This is a genomic window from Caulobacter sp. UNC358MFTsu5.1, from assembly GCF_000712075.1.
GTDB lineage: Bacteria > Pseudomonadota > Alphaproteobacteria > Caulobacterales > Caulobacteraceae > Caulobacter.
Window position 1 is genome coordinate 443,063 of record NZ_JONW01000009.1, and the last position, 16,975, is coordinate 460,037.

Annotated in this window: 21 protein-coding genes; 5 read left to right on the forward strand and 16 right to left on the reverse strand. The window is 68.6% G+C overall.

Annotated features, from left to right (window positions below; genetic code table 11):
- Nucleotides 1-206 precede the first annotated feature (206 nt).
- The 6 genes from BR39_RS0119300 to glyA all read right to left on the reverse strand — a co-directional run bounded on the left by BR39_RS0119300 (nucleotide 207) and on the right by glyA (nucleotide 4,720).
- Entirely contained in the window at nucleotides 207-737 is a 531-nt protein-coding gene (locus BR39_RS0119300; protein WP_029915210.1) for a hypothetical protein, read from the reverse strand.
- Between the two features lie 44 nt (nucleotides 738-781).
- A complete protein-coding gene (gene thiL, locus BR39_RS0119305; protein WP_051695914.1) occupies nucleotides 782-1,930 on the reverse strand; it encodes a thiamine-phosphate kinase in 1,149 nt (382 codons plus the stop codon).
- Nucleotides 1,839-2,300, reverse strand: a complete 462-nt coding sequence (gene nusB, locus BR39_RS0119310) for a transcription antitermination factor NusB (protein WP_029915214.1) — start codon at nucleotides 2,298-2,300, stop codon at nucleotides 1,839-1,841. Before nusB ends, thiL begins: the two co-directional genes overlap by 92 nt.
- A complete protein-coding gene (locus BR39_RS0119315) occupies nucleotides 2,297-2,761 on the reverse strand; it encodes a 6,7-dimethyl-8-ribityllumazine synthase (protein WP_029915215.1) in 465 nt (154 codons plus the stop codon). The genes nusB and BR39_RS0119315 overlap by 4 nt, the downstream gene beginning before the upstream one ends.
- Before the next feature lie 148 nt (nucleotides 2,762-2,909).
- Nucleotides 2,910-3,383, reverse strand: a complete 474-nt coding sequence (gene nrdR, locus BR39_RS0119320) for a transcriptional regulator NrdR (RefSeq protein WP_029915218.1) — start codon at nucleotides 3,381-3,383, stop codon at nucleotides 2,910-2,912.
- 32 nt (nucleotides 3,384-3,415) lie between these two features.
- Nucleotides 3,416-4,720, reverse strand: coding sequence for a serine hydroxymethyltransferase (gene glyA, locus BR39_RS0119325; RefSeq protein WP_029915219.1), 1,305 nt, complete (start codon nucleotides 4,718-4,720; stop codon nucleotides 3,416-3,418).
- 179 nt (nucleotides 4,721-4,899) lie between these two features.
- Between glyA and BR39_RS0119330 the strand changes: the two genes are divergently transcribed.
- Entirely contained in the window at nucleotides 4,900-5,361 is a 462-nt protein-coding gene (locus BR39_RS0119330; protein ID WP_369795651.1) for a MucR family transcriptional regulator, read from the forward strand.
- A 33-nt stretch (nucleotides 5,362-5,394) separates the two neighbouring features.
- Here the strand turns inward: BR39_RS0119330 and hemA are convergent, their stop codons facing one another.
- The 8 genes from hemA to BR39_RS0119370 all read right to left on the reverse strand — a co-directional run bounded on the left by hemA (nucleotide 5,395) and on the right by BR39_RS0119370 (nucleotide 12,721).
- Nucleotides 5,395-6,621 carry a 5-aminolevulinate synthase gene (gene hemA, locus BR39_RS0119335; protein ID WP_029915224.1) on the reverse strand — a complete coding sequence of 409 codons (1,227 nt, stop codon included), beginning with the start codon at nucleotides 6,619-6,621 and terminating at the stop codon, nucleotides 5,395-5,397.
- A gap of 195 nt (nucleotides 6,622-6,816) precedes the next feature.
- Entirely contained in the window at nucleotides 6,817-7,743 is a 927-nt protein-coding gene (gene mmsB, locus BR39_RS0119340) for a 3-hydroxyisobutyrate dehydrogenase (protein ID WP_304413049.1), read from the reverse strand.
- Between the two features lie 12 nt (nucleotides 7,744-7,755).
- Nucleotides 7,756-8,586, reverse strand: a complete 831-nt coding sequence (locus tag BR39_RS0119345; protein ID WP_051695915.1) for a hypothetical protein — start codon at nucleotides 8,584-8,586, stop codon at nucleotides 7,756-7,758.
- Entirely contained in the window at nucleotides 8,583-9,389 is an 807-nt protein-coding gene (locus tag BR39_RS0119350; protein WP_029915230.1) for a class I SAM-dependent methyltransferase, read from the reverse strand. Before BR39_RS0119350 ends, BR39_RS0119345 begins: the two co-directional genes overlap by 4 nt.
- 56 nt (nucleotides 9,390-9,445) lie before the next feature.
- Nucleotides 9,446-10,498, reverse strand: a complete 1,053-nt coding sequence (locus BR39_RS0119355) for an enoyl-CoA hydratase/isomerase family protein (RefSeq protein ID WP_029915232.1) — start codon at nucleotides 10,496-10,498, stop codon at nucleotides 9,446-9,448.
- A gap of 14 nt (nucleotides 10,499-10,512) precedes the next feature.
- Entirely contained in the window at nucleotides 10,513-11,106 is a 594-nt protein-coding gene (locus BR39_RS0119360; protein ID WP_029915233.1) for a histidine phosphatase family protein, read from the reverse strand.
- Entirely contained in the window at nucleotides 11,103-11,516 is a 414-nt protein-coding gene (locus tag BR39_RS0119365; protein ID WP_156035834.1) for a hypothetical protein, read from the reverse strand. Before BR39_RS0119365 ends, BR39_RS0119360 begins: the two co-directional genes overlap by 4 nt.
- Before the next feature lie 65 nt (nucleotides 11,517-11,581).
- Nucleotides 11,582-12,721 carry an isobutyryl-CoA dehydrogenase gene (locus tag BR39_RS0119370; RefSeq protein ID WP_029915235.1) on the reverse strand — a complete coding sequence of 380 codons (1,140 nt, stop codon included), beginning with the start codon at nucleotides 12,719-12,721 and terminating at the stop codon, nucleotides 11,582-11,584.
- A gap of 207 nt (nucleotides 12,722-12,928) precedes the next feature.
- On the opposite strand from BR39_RS0119370, the gene BR39_RS0119375 reads away from it, so the two are divergent.
- Nucleotides 12,929-13,369 carry a DUF2147 domain-containing protein gene (locus BR39_RS0119375; protein ID WP_029915236.1) on the forward strand — a complete coding sequence of 147 codons (441 nt, stop codon included), beginning with the start codon at nucleotides 12,929-12,931 and terminating at the stop codon, nucleotides 13,367-13,369.
- Nucleotides 13,370-13,375: 6 nt separating this feature from the next.
- Here the strand turns inward: BR39_RS0119375 and BR39_RS0119380 are convergent, their stop codons facing one another.
- A complete protein-coding gene (locus BR39_RS0119380; RefSeq protein ID WP_197026731.1) occupies nucleotides 13,376-14,407 on the reverse strand; it encodes a proline iminopeptidase-family hydrolase in 1,032 nt (343 codons plus the stop codon).
- A gap of 118 nt (nucleotides 14,408-14,525) precedes the next feature.
- On the opposite strand from BR39_RS0119380, the gene hemB reads away from it, so the two are divergent.
- Both hemB and BR39_RS0119390 read left to right on the forward strand, forming a co-directional pair.
- A complete protein-coding gene (gene hemB, locus BR39_RS0119385) occupies nucleotides 14,526-15,527 on the forward strand; it encodes a porphobilinogen synthase (RefSeq protein WP_029915238.1) in 1,002 nt (333 codons plus the stop codon).
- Between the two features lie 33 nt (nucleotides 15,528-15,560).
- Nucleotides 15,561-15,950 carry an NUDIX domain-containing protein gene (locus BR39_RS0119390; protein WP_029915239.1) on the forward strand — a complete coding sequence of 130 codons (390 nt, stop codon included), beginning with the start codon at nucleotides 15,561-15,563 and terminating at the stop codon, nucleotides 15,948-15,950.
- 111 nt (nucleotides 15,951-16,061) lie between these two features.
- On the opposite strand, the gene BR39_RS0119395 is transcribed toward BR39_RS0119390, so the two are convergent.
- Nucleotides 16,062-16,304, reverse strand: a complete 243-nt coding sequence (locus BR39_RS0119395) for a hypothetical protein (RefSeq protein ID WP_029915241.1) — start codon at nucleotides 16,302-16,304, stop codon at nucleotides 16,062-16,064.
- 140 nt (nucleotides 16,305-16,444) lie between these two features.
- Between BR39_RS0119395 and BR39_RS0119400 the strand changes: the two genes are divergently transcribed.
- The gene (locus BR39_RS0119400) at nucleotides 16,445-16,702 is read left to right on the forward strand and encodes a hypothetical protein (RefSeq protein WP_029915243.1); all 258 of its coding nucleotides are present in this window, start codon (nucleotides 16,445-16,447) and stop codon (nucleotides 16,700-16,702) included.
- Nucleotides 16,703-16,975: the final 273 nt, after the last annotated feature.

Here is a 16,975-nt window from a genome sequence, read left to right on the forward strand (position 1 = left end):
ACGATCGAAGAGACCGCCCCCGGCCGCACACGGCGGGCGGGCCTATGGCCTCTTGCCCCCTCGATGCTCCCTGTGGCGCCGTCGCGACGCCAAGGGCAGGACAGTGCCAGTTGACCGGCAGGTGTCAACCGGTTGCGGGAACGGCGTTCACTTGAGCTCGCGGCCGCGCGGAGGCCGCCGGACGGCCCTTTGGCGCCCCGTGGCGGCTAGGGGACCAGGTTCGGGTCGCCGGCCGGCGCGGCGCTGGGCGCGGGTTTGGTCTGTGCCCCGGGCTTGGGCGGCGGCGGGATGAAGTTGCGCGGTGTCTGCTTGACCACCGTCACCAGGGCCACCTTGCCCGGCCCGATCAGGCCGTTGGCCTGGCGCAGGACCGAGGCCTTCAGGCGTCCCTCGTCGAGGGCGACGTAGCTGTCGGGACGGATGAACGGCTTGGCGTGGGCCTCGCGGACGATGGCGTCGCGCAGCACCGGCTCCTTCTCGTCGAAGACCGTGGTCGGCACGCCGTCCTTGAGGGTGATGGTCATCTGCACGAAGACGTAGTTGACCAGCTTGCCGTTGGCGATGATCGGCAGGGCCATCGACTGCAGCTTGATCACCGGATCGGGCGCTTCCTCGCCCTCGCCTTCCTTGCTGCCCTTCTTCTCCTTCTTGGCCGAGCGCGCGAGCGCGGGCGTCGCCAGCAGGGCCAGCGAGACGGTCAGGAAGGCGCGGCGGGAGGCGGCGATGGGGCGGGTCATGCTCCGCCTGTTAACCGAGAAGGCTTGAGGTTTTGCTACCGGCCTTAGCCGTGCAGCCAGCCCAGGCGTTCGGGCGTGATGTCCTTGCCCTTGAACAGGGCGCAGATCCCCTCGCCTTCCACGAATTCGCCGATGTCGCGCACGGGGACGCCGGCGGCCATGGCGGCGGCCTGGAAGGCGGCCACGTCGGTGGGGTCGACGGCGCAGACGATCTCGTAGTCGTCGCCGCCCGAGGCCAGCGACATCCGCGCCTCGCCGGCTTCCGGCTGGGCGCCCAGCCAGTGGCGGGCGCCGGGCGACAGCGGCAGGCGGTCGAGATCGACATTGACCCGCAGGCCGCTGGCCTTGGCCACATGGGCCGCATCGGCCAGCAGGCCGTCGGAGACGTCGGCGGCGGCGCGGGCGTAGGCGCGCAGGGCGTCGCGGATGGCCAGGCGCGGCGGTGGCAGTCGATAGCGGCGCACCAGGCCGCCGTCGGGGTCCTCGACCTCGCCCCAGTGGGCCAGCAGGCCCAGCCAGCCGTCGCCGATCGTGCCCGAGACCATCAGGCGGTCGCCGACCCGCGCACCCTTGCGCAGCACGGCGTCGCCGCTGGGCACCCAGCCCAGGAAGGTGGCCGAGACCACCATCGGGCCCGAGGTGGTGACCGTGTCGCCGCCCAGCAGGCTGATGTCGTAGAGTTCGCCGTCCTCGGCCAGGCCGCGCGCGAAGGTCTCGCGGTCGGTCAGGGTGGTCCCCGAGGGCCAGCCCACCGCCAGGAAGTAGCCGTAGGGCACCGCGCCCTTGCCGGCCAGGTCCGACAGGTTGGTGCGCAGCAGCCGCTTGGCCACCAGGTCCAGGTCCTCGCCGGCCAGGAAGTGCACGCCGGCCACCATGGCGTCCTTGGTGATCACCAGGTCGTAGCCGGGGCGCGAGGGCAGCACGGCCGCGTCGTCCAGCAGGTCCAGGGCCGCGCGGTCGCCGCGGGTCAGCGGCCGCAGCAGCCGCTCGATCAGGCCGAATTCGTCGACGGGCGGCGCGGCGGCGGGCGTCGCGGCCTCGTCGAACCATGCGTCATCGACCGCCGGCGCCTGCGCCGTCGGCTCGTCGAACCAATCGTCGTCAGCTTCTGGCGTCACGCGCGATGGCGTCCAGGGCGCCGTTGATGAAACCGGATTCCGGTCCCTCGAAGAAGGATTTGGCGATCTCGACATATTCGTCGATCACGACCTCTTTCGGCACGTCGGGCCGATGCATCAGCTCGTAGGCCCCCGAGCGCAGCACCGCGCGGGCGGTGGCGTCCAGGCGCTCCAGCTTCCAGCCCGAGGCCAGGCGCTTGACGATGGCCTGGTCGACCGCGGCCTGATGGGCGACGACGCCCTTGGCCAGCTCGGCGAAGAAGGTCTCGTCGGCCTGGGCCAGGCGATCGCCGTCGGGGCCGTCGACGTCGCGGTCGAAGCGGTGCTCGGAGAACTCGCGCACGACGGCGTCGACGCCGACGCCGGAGACTTCCATCTGGTACAGGGCCTGGACGGCGGCCAGGCGGGCCACCGAGCGCGGCTGGATGCGGTCGCCGCGGCTCATCGGCCTTGCCCCAGCAGCTGACGCTTCAAGCCCACGATCTCCAGGCATTGTTGGGCGGCCTTGCCGCCGCGATCGCCTTCCGAGGCGCGCGAGCGGGTCCAGGCCTGGTCTTCCTCGTCGACATTGACCACGCCGTAGCCGATGGCCAGGCGCTTGCCGAACGACAGGTCGTTGAGGCCGCGCGCGGTCTCGTTGGCCATGATCTCGGAGTGGTAGGTCTCGCCCCGCATGATGACGCCCAGCGCCACGAAGCCGTCATAGCGCACGCCGACGGGCCGGTGACCGGCCTCCTCGGCCAGGGCGATGGCGGCGGGGATCTGCATCGCCTCGGACACGGTGATCACGTCGTAATCGGCGCCCTGGGCGTCGATCGCCGCCGCCGCGCCTTGCAGCAAGGCGTCGGAAAGCCCCGAATAACGCCGGGCCTCCACGATCAGCAGGCGAATCTTGTCTTCCACCATAGTCCTTAGAATTCTCCTCGACGGGACCGCTCACTTCGCACCAAACGGCGCCGTCGCCAAATCCAATCGTAGCCGCTCGGCGGCTTCGCCGCCGAATCCGAGTGTAGAGTGACGACTAGGCCGCCGAAAACCGAATCGTAGAATGCGCCTATAGTTCGTCTTCGGCGACGTCGCTCAGGCCTTCCTGCCCGAGAAACTTTGCGAAATCGCTAGTTTCCCGGAAATCGCGATAGACCGAGGCGTAGCGGACGTAGGCGACGTCATCGAGAGACTTCAGCGCCTTCATCACCATCTCGCCCACCGCCGACGACGGCAGCTCGGTCTCGCCCTGGCTCTCCAGCTGGCGGACGATGCCGTTGACCATCCGCTCGATCCGCTCGGAATCGACCGGACGCTTCTGCATGGCCAGCGAGATCGAGCGCACCAGCTTCTCGCGGTCGAACGGCGAGCGCCGGCCCGAGCGCTTGACGATGGTCAGCTCGCGCAGCTGCACCCGCTCGAAGGTGGTGAAGCGGCCGCCGCACTCGGGGCACAGCCGGCGACGGCGGATGGCCGCGCCGTCTTCCGACGGGCGGCTGTCCTTCACTTGGCTTTCCATGTGGCCGCAGAACGGGCAACGCATGATCTAGGCCCTCCCGACCAAGATGGGGCCTATTAGTTGTAGATCGGGAACCGGGCCGTCAAGGCCAGGACTTCCTCGCGGACCTTGGCCTCGACCGCTTCGTTGCCGGCGGGACCGTTGGCGGCCAGGCCGTTGACGACCTCGCCGATCAGTTGGCCCACGCGGGTGAACTCGGCCGTGCCGAAGCCGCGGGTGGTGCCGGCCGGCGTGCCCAGGCGGATGCCCGAGGTCACGGTGAACGGCGCGGTGTCGAACGGCACGCCGTTCTTGTTGCAGGTCATGTGGGCGCGCTCGAGGCTGTGCTCGGCGTCGCGGCCGGTCACGCCCTTGGGACGCAGGTCCACCAGCATCAGGTGGCTGTCGGTGCCGCCCGAGACGATGTTGACGCCCTGCCCCTGCAGCGCCTCGGCCAGGGCCTTGGCGTTGTCGATCACCTGCTGGGCGTAGGCCTTGAAGGCCGGCTGCAGCGCCTCGCCGAAGGCCACGGCCTTGGCGGCGATGACGTGCTCCAGCGGACCGCCCTGCAGGCCGGGGAACACGGCCGAATTGACCTTCTTGATGATGGCTTCGTCGTTGGTCAGCACCATGCCGCCGCGCGGGCCGCGCAGGGTCTTGTGGGTGGTGGTGGTGACCACGTGGGCGTGCGGGATCGGGCTGGGGAACACGCCGCCGGCCACCAGGCCCGCGAAGTGGGCCATGTCGACCATCAGATAGGCGCCGATGCTGTCGGCGATCTCACGGAACTTGGCGAAGTCGATCTGACGGCTGTAGGCGCTGCCGCCGGCGATGATCAGCTTGGGCTTCTCGGCCTTGGCGATCTCCTCGACGGCGTCGTAGTCGATCAGCTGGTCCTGCTGGCGCACGGTGTAGGACACCGGCTTGAACCACTTGCCCGACTGGTTGGCGGGCGAGCCGTGGGTCAGGTGGCCGCCGGCGGCCAGGTCCATGCCCAGGAAGGTGTCGCCCGGCTGCAGCAGGGCCATGAACACCGACTGGTTGGCCTGCGAGCCCGAGTGCGGCTGGACGTTGGCGAAGCCGGCGCCGAACAGGGCCTTGGCCCGCTCGATGGCGATGGTCTCGATCTCGTCCACGTATTCGCAGCCGCCGTAGTAGCGCTTGCCCGGATAGCCCTCGGCGTACTTGTTGGTCAGGATCGAGCCCTGGGCCTCCAGCACGGCGCGCGAGACGATGTTCTCGGACGCGATCAGCTCGATCTGGTTCTGCTGGCGGTTCAGCTCCAGCCCGATCCGGTCGAAGATGTCGCGGTCGGCGGCGGCCAGATCGGCGCCGAAAAAGGCGCTCTTGTCGGCGGTGATGTTGTTGGCCGGTGCGGTCATGGACGCTCTCCTGGGGCTGGGAGATTGGAGGAAAGGACTCGGGCGGAGTTCGGTCGCGCTCTCTTTACCGCCCTTCGCGCTGTGATCAATCCGGGAACCGCGCGGCGCGCCGAAGCGTTGGTCAGACGCCGGCGCCAGGACCACCTGGCGCGCCGGGCGTTTTGGCGACTTTCAAACAGATCGACAGACAGGGCGGAACGGGTATGGCGACGGCGTACGGCGAGGCGGCGACCAATGACGAGGACGTCGACATCCTGGGCCTCAGCGCCAGCATCGTGGCCGCCTACGTCGCCCAGAACACCGTGGCCCGCACGGCGATCCCCGACCTGATCCGCTCGGTGCACGGCGCGCTGTCGGCCCTGGGATCGACCTCGTCCGAACCGGCGGCCGAACGCGCCAAGCCCGCGGTGCCGGTCTCGCGCTCGGTGCAGCGCGACTACATCGTCTGTCTGGAAGACGGCAAGCGCCTGAAGATGCTCAAGCGCTACCTGCGCACCCACTACGACATGAGCCCCGAGGAATATCGGCGCAAATGGTCGTTGCCGGGGGACTATCCGATGGTGGCCCCGGCCTACGCCGAGCGTCGGTCCGACTTCGCCAAGTCCATCGGACTGGGCAAGGGCAAGATGCGGGGGCGGTAGGTCCGTTCGGAATTCGAAGAAGAAGCGTTTCCTCTAGGCCGCGTGGCCGCCCATGCGGGCGACGTTGCAGTGGGCCCACAGCTTTTCCATCGCCACGACCAGCTTGCGCATCATGTCGTCGGTGTGGAACGGCGTGGGGGTGAAGCGCAGGCGCTCGGTGCCGCGCGGGACGGTCGGATAGTTGATCGGCTGCACATAGACGCCGTGGTCGGCCAGCAGCATGTCGCTGATCATCTTGCAGTGCACGGGGTCGCCCACCAGCACCGGCACGATGTGGCTGTCGTTCTCCATCACCGGCAGGCCGGCGGCCTTGAACATCGCCTTCAGGGTCTTGGCGCGCTCCTGGTGGGCCTCGCGGACCTCCGGGTGCTGCTTCAGGTACTTCACGCTGGCCAGGGCCCCGGCGGTCAGGGCCGGCGGCAGCGAGGTGGTGAAGATGAAGCCCGAGGCGACCAGTCGGATGGCGTCGATCACCACGGCGTCGCCGGTGATGTAGCCGCCCATCACCCCGAACGCCTTGCCCAGGGTGCCTTCGATGATGTCGATCTGGTCCATCAGGCCGTCACGCTCGGCGACGCCGCCGCCGCGCGGACCGTACATGCCGACCGCGTGGACCTCGTCCAGATAGGTCATGGCGCCGTACTTCTTGGCCAGGGCCACCGTGCCGGCCATGTCGGCGATGTCGCCGTCCATCGAATAGACGCTTTCGAACGCGATCAGCTTGGGCGCGTCGGCCGGCGCGGCGATCAGCAGTTCCTCGAGGTGCGCCAGGTCGTTGTGGCGGAAGATGTGCCGCTGGCAGCCGCCGTTGCGGATGCCGGCGATCATCGAGGCGTGGTTCTGGGCGTCGGAGAAGATGATCAGGCCCGGCAGGATCTTCTGCAGCGCCGACAGGCTGGCCTCGTTGGACACGTAGCCCGAGGTGAACAGCAGGGCCGCTTCCTTGCCGTGCAGGTCGGCCAGCTCGGCCTCCAGCTCGACGTGGTGATGGTTGGTGCCCGAGATGTTGCGCGTGCCGCCCGAGCCCGAGCCGTGGTTGTCGATCGCCGCGTGCATGGCGTCCAGCACCACGGGGTTCTGGCCCTGGCCCAGATAGTCGTTCGAGCACCAGACCACGATCTCGCTCTCGCCGCCGTCCGGACGGGTCCAGGTGGCGCGCGGGAAGGCGCCGCGATGGCGCTTCACATCGGCGAACACCCGATAGCGGCCCTCTTCGCGGATCTGGTCCACAGCGGTCTGGAACGCGGCTTTGTAGTCCATGGTCACTTCACCCGACGGACTTTGACGAGTCCTATCGGTCCCTTCTCAAGGCTCGGCTTTTCGCACCAGCGACGCGCCCTGTCCACATAAGGGCGTATACCTACCGATAGATATTGGCCGTCACAAATACACCAATCGACGCGTCGCCTTCGCGAACGGACAGCTTCGCTAGAGAGAACTCTCGCCAAGGCTGTGTCAATGAAGGTCGGCAATTTTTCCGCGCAGAAGTTGCAGCACCGCCGAGAAGTCCTTGCCGCCGAATCCGTTGCCGTCGAAGAGGGCGTACAGCGCCTCGGCCTGGGCGCCCATAGGGGTTGAGGCGCCGGACTTGGCGGCGGCCTCCTGGGCCAGCTTCAGGTCCTTGAGCATCATGGCCGTGGCGAAGCCGCCCTCGTAGCCGCGATCGGCCGGGGTCGAGGGCCCCACGCCCGGGACCGGACAGTAGGTCGAGACCGACCAGCACTGGCCCGACGACTTGCTGGCGATCTCGAAGAACCGGTCGGCGGCCAGGCCCAGCTTCTCGGCCAGGGCGAAGGCCTCGCAGGTCCCCAGCATCGAGATTCCCAGCAGCATGTTGTTGCAGATCTTGGCCGCCTGCCCCGCCCCGTGGTCGCCCGCGTGGATGGTCACCCGCGACATCGGGGCCAGCGCCGCCTCGACCTGCGCGAAATCGGCCGCGTCGCAGCCGACCATGAAGGCCAGGGTCCCGGCCTCGGCGGCCATGATCCCGCCGGAGACGGGCGCGTCGGCGAAGCGGAAGCCCGCCGCCCTCGCCTGCCCCGCCACGGCCCGGGCGCTGTCGACGTCGATGGTGGAGCAGTCGATCAGCAGGGCCGATTTGGGCGCATGGGCCAGGACCTGCTCGCCATAGACGCCGCGCACGTGCGGCCCGGCGGGCAGCATGGTGATCACGACCTCGGCGTCCTTGACCGCCTCGGCCACGGATCCCGCCGCGTGGCAGCCGGCCGCCACGGCCTTCTCAAGCGCCGCCGCCGACAGGTCGAAGGCGCTGACGTGGTGCTGGGCCTTGGCCTGGTTGGCGGCCATGCCGCCGCCCATGTTGCCCAGGCCGATGAAGGCGATGCGGGTCATGTGAGGTCTCCTCCGGTTACGCTCGGCCATTCGGCCTTTTCGTTATTTCGACAGTTCGAGATGCAGGTGGTCGTCGTGGCGCGCCGCCCGACAGCCCTGGAAGCGGACCATGTCCACACCCGGAGCCCATCGCTGCTTCAGATGGGGTTCGATCAAGACCTTGCGAAGGCCATGGGCGCGCCCCTCGGTGGTCAGCCAGGCCAGGGCCGCGCTCATCCGTTCGGGGTCGGCCCGGCGGGTCACCCGCGACTGCAGCGCCGCGAAATCCCAGCGCAGGTTCGGCTGCTTGGCGTGGGCGCAGGGCCGCGCCTCGTCGGCGCCCGGCGCCTCATACGCCCAATAGCCGATCGGGCTGGCCGCGCCGTCCAGCACCCGCCGCCCGTCCGCCTCGCGATAGTAGTAGGCCAGGTCCACCTTGCGCCCGTCGCGATGGGACAGGTGCGGCATCAGCGGAAAGCCGTCGAAGAACGGAAAGCCGGCGTCGAGGAAGCGCGTGATCGTGCCCGGATAGCGATCCGCCACATGGGTCGCCAGGGCCGCGACCAGCGCGTCGGTCTCGGGGGTCGCATAGTTCCTGTTGAGGACGCAGAGCCCCGGATTGACCGCCGCGTAGGGGCGACCGGGTCCCGCCACGCAGGACAGCCGCACGCGGCCGCCGATCTCGGCCAACGGGGGGACGACCACGAAGCTGACCACGCCGTAGACCGCGACGAACCCCAGAACCGACAGCCAGGCCGGCCAGCGACGCAGGCGGGTCAGCCAGGCCGTCAGGAGCAGCGCCACGCCCCCGACCTGGGTCAGGATCGTCAGCGCGAGGGCGCCTCCCAGCAGCGCGACAATCCTCGCGCCGCGCCGCCAGGAGGGTTTGCTCATCGCGCCCCGGCCGGCTTGCGGAACTTGTAGATGAACTGGTCGGTCTTGCCGCGGATCGACGGGTCGAAGACGCTGAGCTTGCGGGTGTCGGACGGGTCGCGCAGCACGCGGCTTTCGCCCTCGAAGATGAAGCCGGCGGCGGTGACCTCCTGCTTGACCGCCTCGGCGTCGATCCGGTGCAGGGTCTCGGTGTCGCGCAGGCCCGAGCCGGGCTCGGCCGAGTGGTCCAGAACCAGGTAGACGCCGCCCGGCTTCAGGGCCTTGAAGACCTGGCGGTTGACCACCGACAGGTCGGCCGGGCCCATGAACTTGTCGTGCATGTCGTGGTAGTTCTGGGCCGTGAACACCAGGTCCAGCTTCTCCGGCGCGGCGAAGTTGGGCAGGGTGTTGAGGATCACCGACACGTTCTTGTAGGCCGGATCGGCGGCGATGGCCTTCACGGCCGGCTCGCGCTTGGCCAGCTTGGTCAGTTCGTCGGGCACATAGGCGTAGACGTGGCCCTTGGGCCCCACGGCCTTGGACAGGATGCGGGTGAAGTAGCCGCCGCCCGGGATCAGGTCGGCCACCTTGGCGCCCGGCTTGACGCCGGCGAACGACAGGGTCTGGCCCGGCAGGCGGTTCTCGTCGCGGACCATGTCGGCGGCCGGACGGTTCGGGTCGGACAGGGCCGCGGCGATGTTGGCCGGGATCGCGGCGGGCGCGTCGGCGGGCGGAGGCGGCGGCGGCGCCATCGGACCCATGGGAGTCGTGGCGCAGCCCGCGAGGGCGAGCACGGCGACGAGGCTGAGTAACGGCTTACGCATGGTATTCCTTCCGACGACGTCTTCTTGATTGCCCCCAAGCTAGCGCAGCATTCACGCTACGTCAGCGGCGACCATTCCTGATCGCTGGGCAGCGGCGCGAAAATATCATCCAGCATGGCGTCGGTGACGTCTTCAAGCGTGGCCGGGTCCCAGCGGGGCGCATTGTCCTTGTCGATGATCACGGCCCGGACGCCCTCGATGAAATCGTGGCGGCGCACGACGCGCGAGCCGATCCGGTACTCCATGGCCATGTTGTGGGCGAAGTCGGTCATCGCCGCCCCGGCCTCCAGCTGGCGGAAGGCCACCTTCAGGGTCTGGGGCGACTTGGTCTTCATGACCGCCAGCTGGGCCTTGCCCCAGTCGCTGCTGTCGGCCTCCAGGAATTCGAAGATCTGCTCGACGCTGTCGCCGACGAACAGGCGGTTGAGGTCCTGCTCGAAGCCGACCAGCGAGGCCTTGCCGGCGTCGGCGCGGTACTTCTTCAGCGTCTCTTCAATGCGGCGCGGGTCGGCGACGATGGCCTTCTTCAGGCCCTCGACGGCGCCGAACTCGACGAAATGGGTGGCGACGCCCAGGCGCATGCAGTCCGCGCCCTTGATCCGCGCCCCGGTCAGGGCCAGCCACAGCCCCGCCTTGCCCGGCAGGCGCGGCAGGTACCAGCCGCCGCCGACGTCCGGGAACAGGCCGATGCCGGTCTCGGGCATGGCGAAGGTCGTGCGCTCGGTGGCGATCCGGAAGTGGGCCGGCATCGAGATCCCGACCCCGCCGCCCATCACCACGCCGTCGAGGATGGCGACCACGGGCGTGTCGTAGGTGAACAGCAGGTGGTTCAGCTGGTACTCGGTGTGGAAGAAGGCCCGCGCCTCGACCGCGTCGCCCGCGCCGCTGTGGGCCAGCATGCGGATATCGCCGCCGGCGCAGAAGCCGCGCTCGCCCGCATGGTCGATCATGACCATGTAGACCTCCGGATCGTCCTGCCAGTCCAGCAGGGCGGCGATCATCAGCTCGCACATGTTCTGGGTCAGGGCGTGCAGCGCCTGGGGCCGGTTCAGCGTGATGCGCCCGACGTTTTTCTCAACACGGACAAGGACTTCGGGCTGGTCGTTCATGGCGGTCCGTGACTCTAGGCGGGTTCGGCGACGGGGTCGCAGGCGAGGCGCTCGATCACGCCGCCGCTCAGGCGGAAGATGGCGTTCTGCGGCGTGTCCAGGGCGATGACCTCTTCGCGCGGCAGGCCGGCGTAGGCGCCGCGCAGCATCCAGCCGGCGATGCCGTGGCTGACCACGATCAGCCTGCGCCCGGGCTCGGGCGGCTGCTCGGCCAGCCAGCCGGAGACGCGGCCCATGATGTCGTCATAGGTCTCGCCGCCCGGCGACCTGAACGCCCACTCCGGGTCGGACAGCAGGGCCGGGTTCTCGCGTTTCACGTCGTCGCGCAGGCGGTTGGACCAGTCGCCGACGCTGACCTCCATCAGGCGGTCCTCGAACGCGACCGGCAGGCCCAGGCGGGCGGCGATCGTCTCGGCGGTGTCGCGCGCCCGGCGCAGCGGGCTGGCGACGATGCGCCACTCAGCCGGCCGCTCGATCAGCGAGGCCAACAGCTCGCCCATGGCCCCGGCCTGGGCCCGGCCCAGCGGCGTCAGGTCGGACTCGGTCTGGCCCTGCATGCGGCCTTCGCGATTGTGGAACGTCTGGCCGTGGCGGCAGAGATAGATCATCGAAGTCCCGTTCCTCGCGTCGCGTGCGCCAGCTTCGTATAGGCCAGCGCCGCGAAAAGGAACGACAGACCGATCCCGGCCAGCTCGAGCCAGTTGGGCGGATAGGTCCAGGAATTGGCTTCGAACGGCGTGATGTTCATCGGCGCCTCGAGGGCCTCGTCGATGATCCAATACGCCTGATTCACGAACATCAGGATCGTCGGCGGCGCCGCGACGAGGACGGGGAACGCGCCTGATCGCCCCAACCTTCCCGCCAGCCACCAGCCCAGGACGATGAACGGCGACCCGATCAAGCCTATGAGCCCGATCCCCATCAGCAAATCCAATGCGGACGCCTCCATCATCCGGGGAACACCGTCCGCATCCAGTCCTCGGCGGAAACCCGCCACGAAGAACATAGTCAGGATCAAGCATAGGCCCAACAACGCGGTCGAAACCGTCAGCGCGACCCAAGACCAAGGCGGACGGCCCGACTTCACTGGCGGAACATCTCGCGGGCGATGATGACGCGCATGATCTCGTTGGTCCCTTCCAGGATCTGGTGCACCCGAAGGTCGCGGACGATGCGCTCCAGCGGATAGTCCTGCAGGTAGCCGTAGCCGCCGTGCAGCTGCAAGGCGTCGTTGGCCACCTGGAAGCCGGCGTCGGTGGCGAAGCGCTTGGCCATGGCGCACAGCTTGGTGGCCTGGGGGTCCTTGTTGTCCAGCGCGTGGGCGGCGCGGCGCACCATCAGGCGGGCGGCCTCCAGCTCGGTGGCCATGTCGGCCAGCTTGAACTGCAGGGCCTGGAAGTCCTTCAGCGGCTTGCCGAACTGCTTGCGGCTCTCGAGATAGGCCTTGGCGGTGTCCAGGGCGAAGGCCGCGCCGCCCAGCGAGCACGATGCGATGTTCAGCCGTCCCCCGTCCAGGCCCATCATGGCGAAGCGGAAACCCTCGCCTTCCCCGCCGATGCGGTTGGCCACCGGCACGCGGCAGTCGTCGAAGTTCACCGCCGCCGTCGGCTGCGAGTTCCAGCCCATCTTGCGCTCGTTGGCCCCGAAGCTGAGGCCCGGCGTCCCCTTCTCGACCACGAAGGCCGAGACGCCCTTGGCGCCTTCGCCCCCGGTCCGCGCCATGACGACGTAGACGTCCGAGACGCCGCCGCCCGAGATGAAGGCCTTGCCGCCGTTCAGCACGTAGTGGTCGCCGTCCAGCCGCGCCGTCGTGCGCATCGCGGCCGCGTCCGAGCCCGAGCCCGGCTCGGTCAGGCAGTAGCTGGCGATCAGCTCCATGGTCGTCAGGCGCGGCAGGTAGCGCTGACGCAGCGCGTCCGAGCCGAACCGGTCGATCATCCACGAGGCCATGTTGTGGATCGTCAGATAGGCCGCGGTGGGCACGTCGCCGTAGCTGAGGGCCTCGAAGATGATCGAGGCGTCCAGGCGCGACAGCCCGCTGCCGCCGACGTCGTCCTGGACGTAGATGCCGGCGAAGCCCAGGCCCGCCGCCTCGCGCAGCACGTCGACCGGAAAGTGCTTCTTCTCGTCCCACTCGGCGGAATGCGGGGCAAGGCGTTCCGCCGCGAAGCCCGAGGCCATGTCCTGGATGGCGCGTTGATCGTCGTTGAGCGCGAAATCCATGCGCGAAATCCTCCCAAGCGGGGCAGAGTGATCCCCTCGCCTTCTTGGCCGCTGACGTGCCGCGCCCGGGCGACTGTGTCAATCATATCTCACTCGGTGACTTTGAATGTCGCACCGCGAGAAAAGCGGGAACCAAATGTCGCACCGCCCTTGAACCGCCGCGTCCTCGGTATAAATCGCGGTTATCGGAGGCGTCGTCTTTCTGTCATGCGTAAGTTCACTGCCGTTTTCGCCGCGGTCGCGGCGCTTGTCAGCGTGTCGTCTGTCCAGGCGGCCGACCTGGGCGTCTGGACGGGTCCCAAGGACAATGTCCGGGTCGCGATCAAGAGCTGCGGGTCCAGCACCTGCGGCACGGTGGTCTACGCCAGCCCCAAGGCCGAAGCCGACGCCCGCAAGAGCGGCCTGGACACCCTGGTCGGCAAGCAGCTGCTGCGCGACTTCGAACCCACCGGCCACGGCAGCATGCGCGGCAAGGTCTATGTGCCGACGCTGAAGGTCACCCTGACCGGCACCGCCGAGTTCGTCGACGCCCGCACCATGAAGGCCAAGGGCTGCGTCCTGGGCGGCCTGCTGTGCAAGTCGCAGACCTGGCACCGCATCGACGCCGTCACCGCCAAGAACGACGGCCCCGCCAGCTACGCGCCGTAAGCCCGGCTATTCCTGCTTCCTGAGGAACGCGGTCAGCCCGGCGAAGTAGTTCGCCTGGTCGTCGTACATCGCCAGGTGGCTGCCGTTGGCCAGGTACAGGTACTGTCCCTTGGGCAGCTGCTTGGACATCTTCTCCATATAGGCCGGGTCCATGGTGTCGTACCGGGCCCCGATCACCAGGGTCGGCACGGTGATCCGCTTCAGATCGTCGAAGCGATCCCACTTTTCCAGCAGACCGCTGGCGCCCAGCTCGCTGGGTCCTTGGATCAGGGTGTAGAGCTCGCCGTTCAGCTGGCCGAACGCATAGGTCACGGGCTCGGGCCACTGGTCGGCCGGACGGCGCAGGATGTGCTTCTCGTAGTGCATCGGGATCAGCGTGCCCATGTAGTCCGGGTCCGACGTCTTGCCCGCCGCCTCCAGCGCCTTGACCTTGGCCAGCTGGGCCTGGTCCATCTCGGGCATCAGCACCTTCTCGGCGTAGTCGTTGTAGGCCGGGATCGAGGCCATCATGTTCGAGATGACCACGCACTTGAGGTTGGCCTGGTGTTTCAGCGCGTACTCGATCGCCAGCACGCCGCCCCAGCTGTGGCCCAGCACGCAGAAGTTCTCCGGACCCAGGTTCAGCGCCTTGCGCACCTGCTCCACCTCATCGACGAAGCGGTCGATGGTCCACAGCTTGGTGTCGGTGGGCTTGTCCGAGCGCCCCGAACCCAACTGGTCGTAATAGATGTACTCGATGCCCTGGGCCGGGAAGTAGCTGTCGAAGGGCTCGAAATAGTCGTGCGTCGCGCCCGGGCCGCCGTGCAACAGCAGCACCTTCAGCTTCGGGTTGGAGCCGACCCGCTTGGTCCAGACCCGGAACTTGCCCGAGGGGGTGTCGATGTCGACCATCTTCACCCCGCCCGACCAGGCGTCGGGCGCCTTGACGTCGTAGTAGCTGGCCGGGGGCGCCTGTCGCGCCAGGGCCGCCGTTGCGAAAAAGGAGGTCGCGAAAAGGGAGGTCGCCAGGAACGCCATCGCCAACACAAACCGCTTCATGGTCCGCCCCTTCGATTCAGCCCTGGCGCGACCATTGGCGAGATCGCGGGGCGGGGCAAGCGCCCTTAAGCAACCAACCGCCTTGCCTCGCGCCGCCTGGCGCGCGAAACCTCGCCCCATGACCACGCCCCCGCTCGCCCCCTACCCCGCCACCCGCCTGCGCCGCCTGCGTCAGGCCGACTGGACCCGCCGCCTGGTCCGCGAGACCACGCTGGAGCCGTCCGACCTGATCTGGTCGATGGTGGTGCACGAGGGCGAAGGCGTGGTCCCGGTCGCCTCGATGCCGGGCGTCGAGCGCCTGTCGGTCAAGGAGGCCGCCAAGGCCGCCGTGCGGGCCCGCGATCTGGGCATCCCCGCCATCGCCATCTTCCCGCACATCGACGGGTCGCGGAAGGACGCCGCCGGCTCGATCGCGTCCGACCCGGACGGCGTGATCCCCCGCGCGGTCAAGGCCATGAAGGACGCCGCCCCCGAGGTCGGCATCATGTGCGACGTGGCCCTGGACCCCTTCACGGACCACGGCCACGACGGCGTGGTCGAGGGCGGCAGGATCCTCAACGACCCGACGATCGAGCGCCTGATCGAACAGGGCCTGATGCAGGCGGAGGCCGGCGCCGACATCCTGGCCCCGTCCGACATGATGGACGGCCGCATCGGCAAGCTGCGCGCGGCTCTGGAGGGCGCCAACTTCCAGGACACGATGATCATGTCCTACGCCGCCAAGTACGCCTCGGCCTTCTACGGCCCGTACCGCGACGCCATCGGCTCGGCCAAGCTCAGCGCCGGCCAGGGCGACAAGAAGACCTACCAGATGGACCCGGCCAACACCGAGGAGGCCCTCCGCGAGGTGGCGCTCGACATCGCCGAGGGCGCCGACATGGTCATGGTCAAGCCGGGCATGCCCTATCTCGACATCCTGCGCCGCCTGGTCGACGAGTTCCGCATGCCCACCTACGCCTTCCAGGTGTCGGGCGAGTACGCGATGATCAAGGCCGCCGCCCAGAACGGCTGGATCGACCACGACCGCGCCGTGATGGAGAGCCTGACCGCCTTCAAGCGCGCCGGCGCCGCCGGGATCATCACCTATTTCGCGCCCTGGGCGGCTGAGAAGCTGGGCTAGGACGCGACTCGCCGCCGTCGCTAAGCTGGCCGCATGACCCAGCCCAGCATCGACATCGTCACCGCCGTGATCCGCGACGAGGCCGGCCGCATGCTGGTGGTGCGCAAGCGCGGCACGGCGATCTTCATGAAGCCGGGGGGCAAGCGCGAGCCCGGCGAGGACGACCTGACCGCCCTGGCCCGCGAGCTGGAGGAAGAGATCGGCGCCCGACTGGTCTCGGCGACCCTGCTGGGCGCCTTCGAGGCGCCGGCCGCCAACGAGCCCGGCTTCACGGTGCGCGCGGCGGCGTATCTGGCCAGGGTCGAGGGCGAGATCGCCGCCCGGGCCGAGATCGAGGAGCTGGCCTGGATCGACCCGGCCGCGCCGGGCGACATCGCGCTGGCTCCGCTGATGCGGGTCGTGCTGGCGCGGCTGGCGGCCTAGCGCGGCGCTCACACCTCTCGGCCATCATCATTCCTTCCACCCGCTCATCCCGGCATTCGCCGGGATGAGCGGATCAAAAAGCAATAATCCGGCGGTGAAACCGCGCTCCGCCTAGTTCTCCAGCTCCTCCGGATCACCGGCGGCGTCCTCGTCGGCGTCGTCCCGGGCGATCGTCTCCGACCTCGGGGGCGGCGGCGGGTCGGCGGTGAAGAAGGCGCCCAGCAGCATCAGCATGCCCGCCACCGGGGCCAGCGACCGCTTGGAGCGACGCAGCGCCAGGACGCCCCAGACGCAGAGCAGGATCACGGCGGCGCCGAAGGCGGTCAGGACGAGCGTGGCCTGCAAGGTTCCCATCGGTTGGATATGGCGACGCTTCGACCCGCCGCAACCGCCCTCGCGCGAAACCGGGAACGGGCTTAGGGTGTTCCTAGTGTTCGGCCCGAGGCCGCGTACGACGGCCCGGTCCGAACCTCAACGACAAGCGGAGGTGACGCATGGACGCCGATTTCAACGACACCGGAAAACCCGAACTGCTCGCCCACGAGCAGACCTATCACGGATTCAGCATCCTCCTGCGATGGTGCATGCTGGGCCTGGCCACCACCATCTCGACCCTGACCCTGTGGTTCGCCAGCCCCGCCGGCTTCTGGGGCGGCCTGATCATCGGGATCGTGGTGTTCGCGATCGGCCACGCCATCCTGGTCCGCCGCGAGGAGAAGCAGCCCCTGAACCTCTGGATCGAGGGGCGGTAGATTGCGATCGGGGACATGCACTCACGGCCGTGCGCCGGCCGGTTTGCAGAGCGCCTAGAGTGAGTGCGTGTCCCCCAAGTCGTCCGCTGAGGCTGGGTGTCTACTCTTGTGACGCCGCGGCCGAAGGAGGGGACACGCACTCACACCACGGTCGTTGATTGACTGGCAGAGGCCTTGCCGTGAGTGCATGTCCCCGTCACCGCGACGGACAAGCCGCTGATATCGCCGACCTAAATCTTTATTCCCCGCAGGGTTTCCCGGCGGCCGCATAAT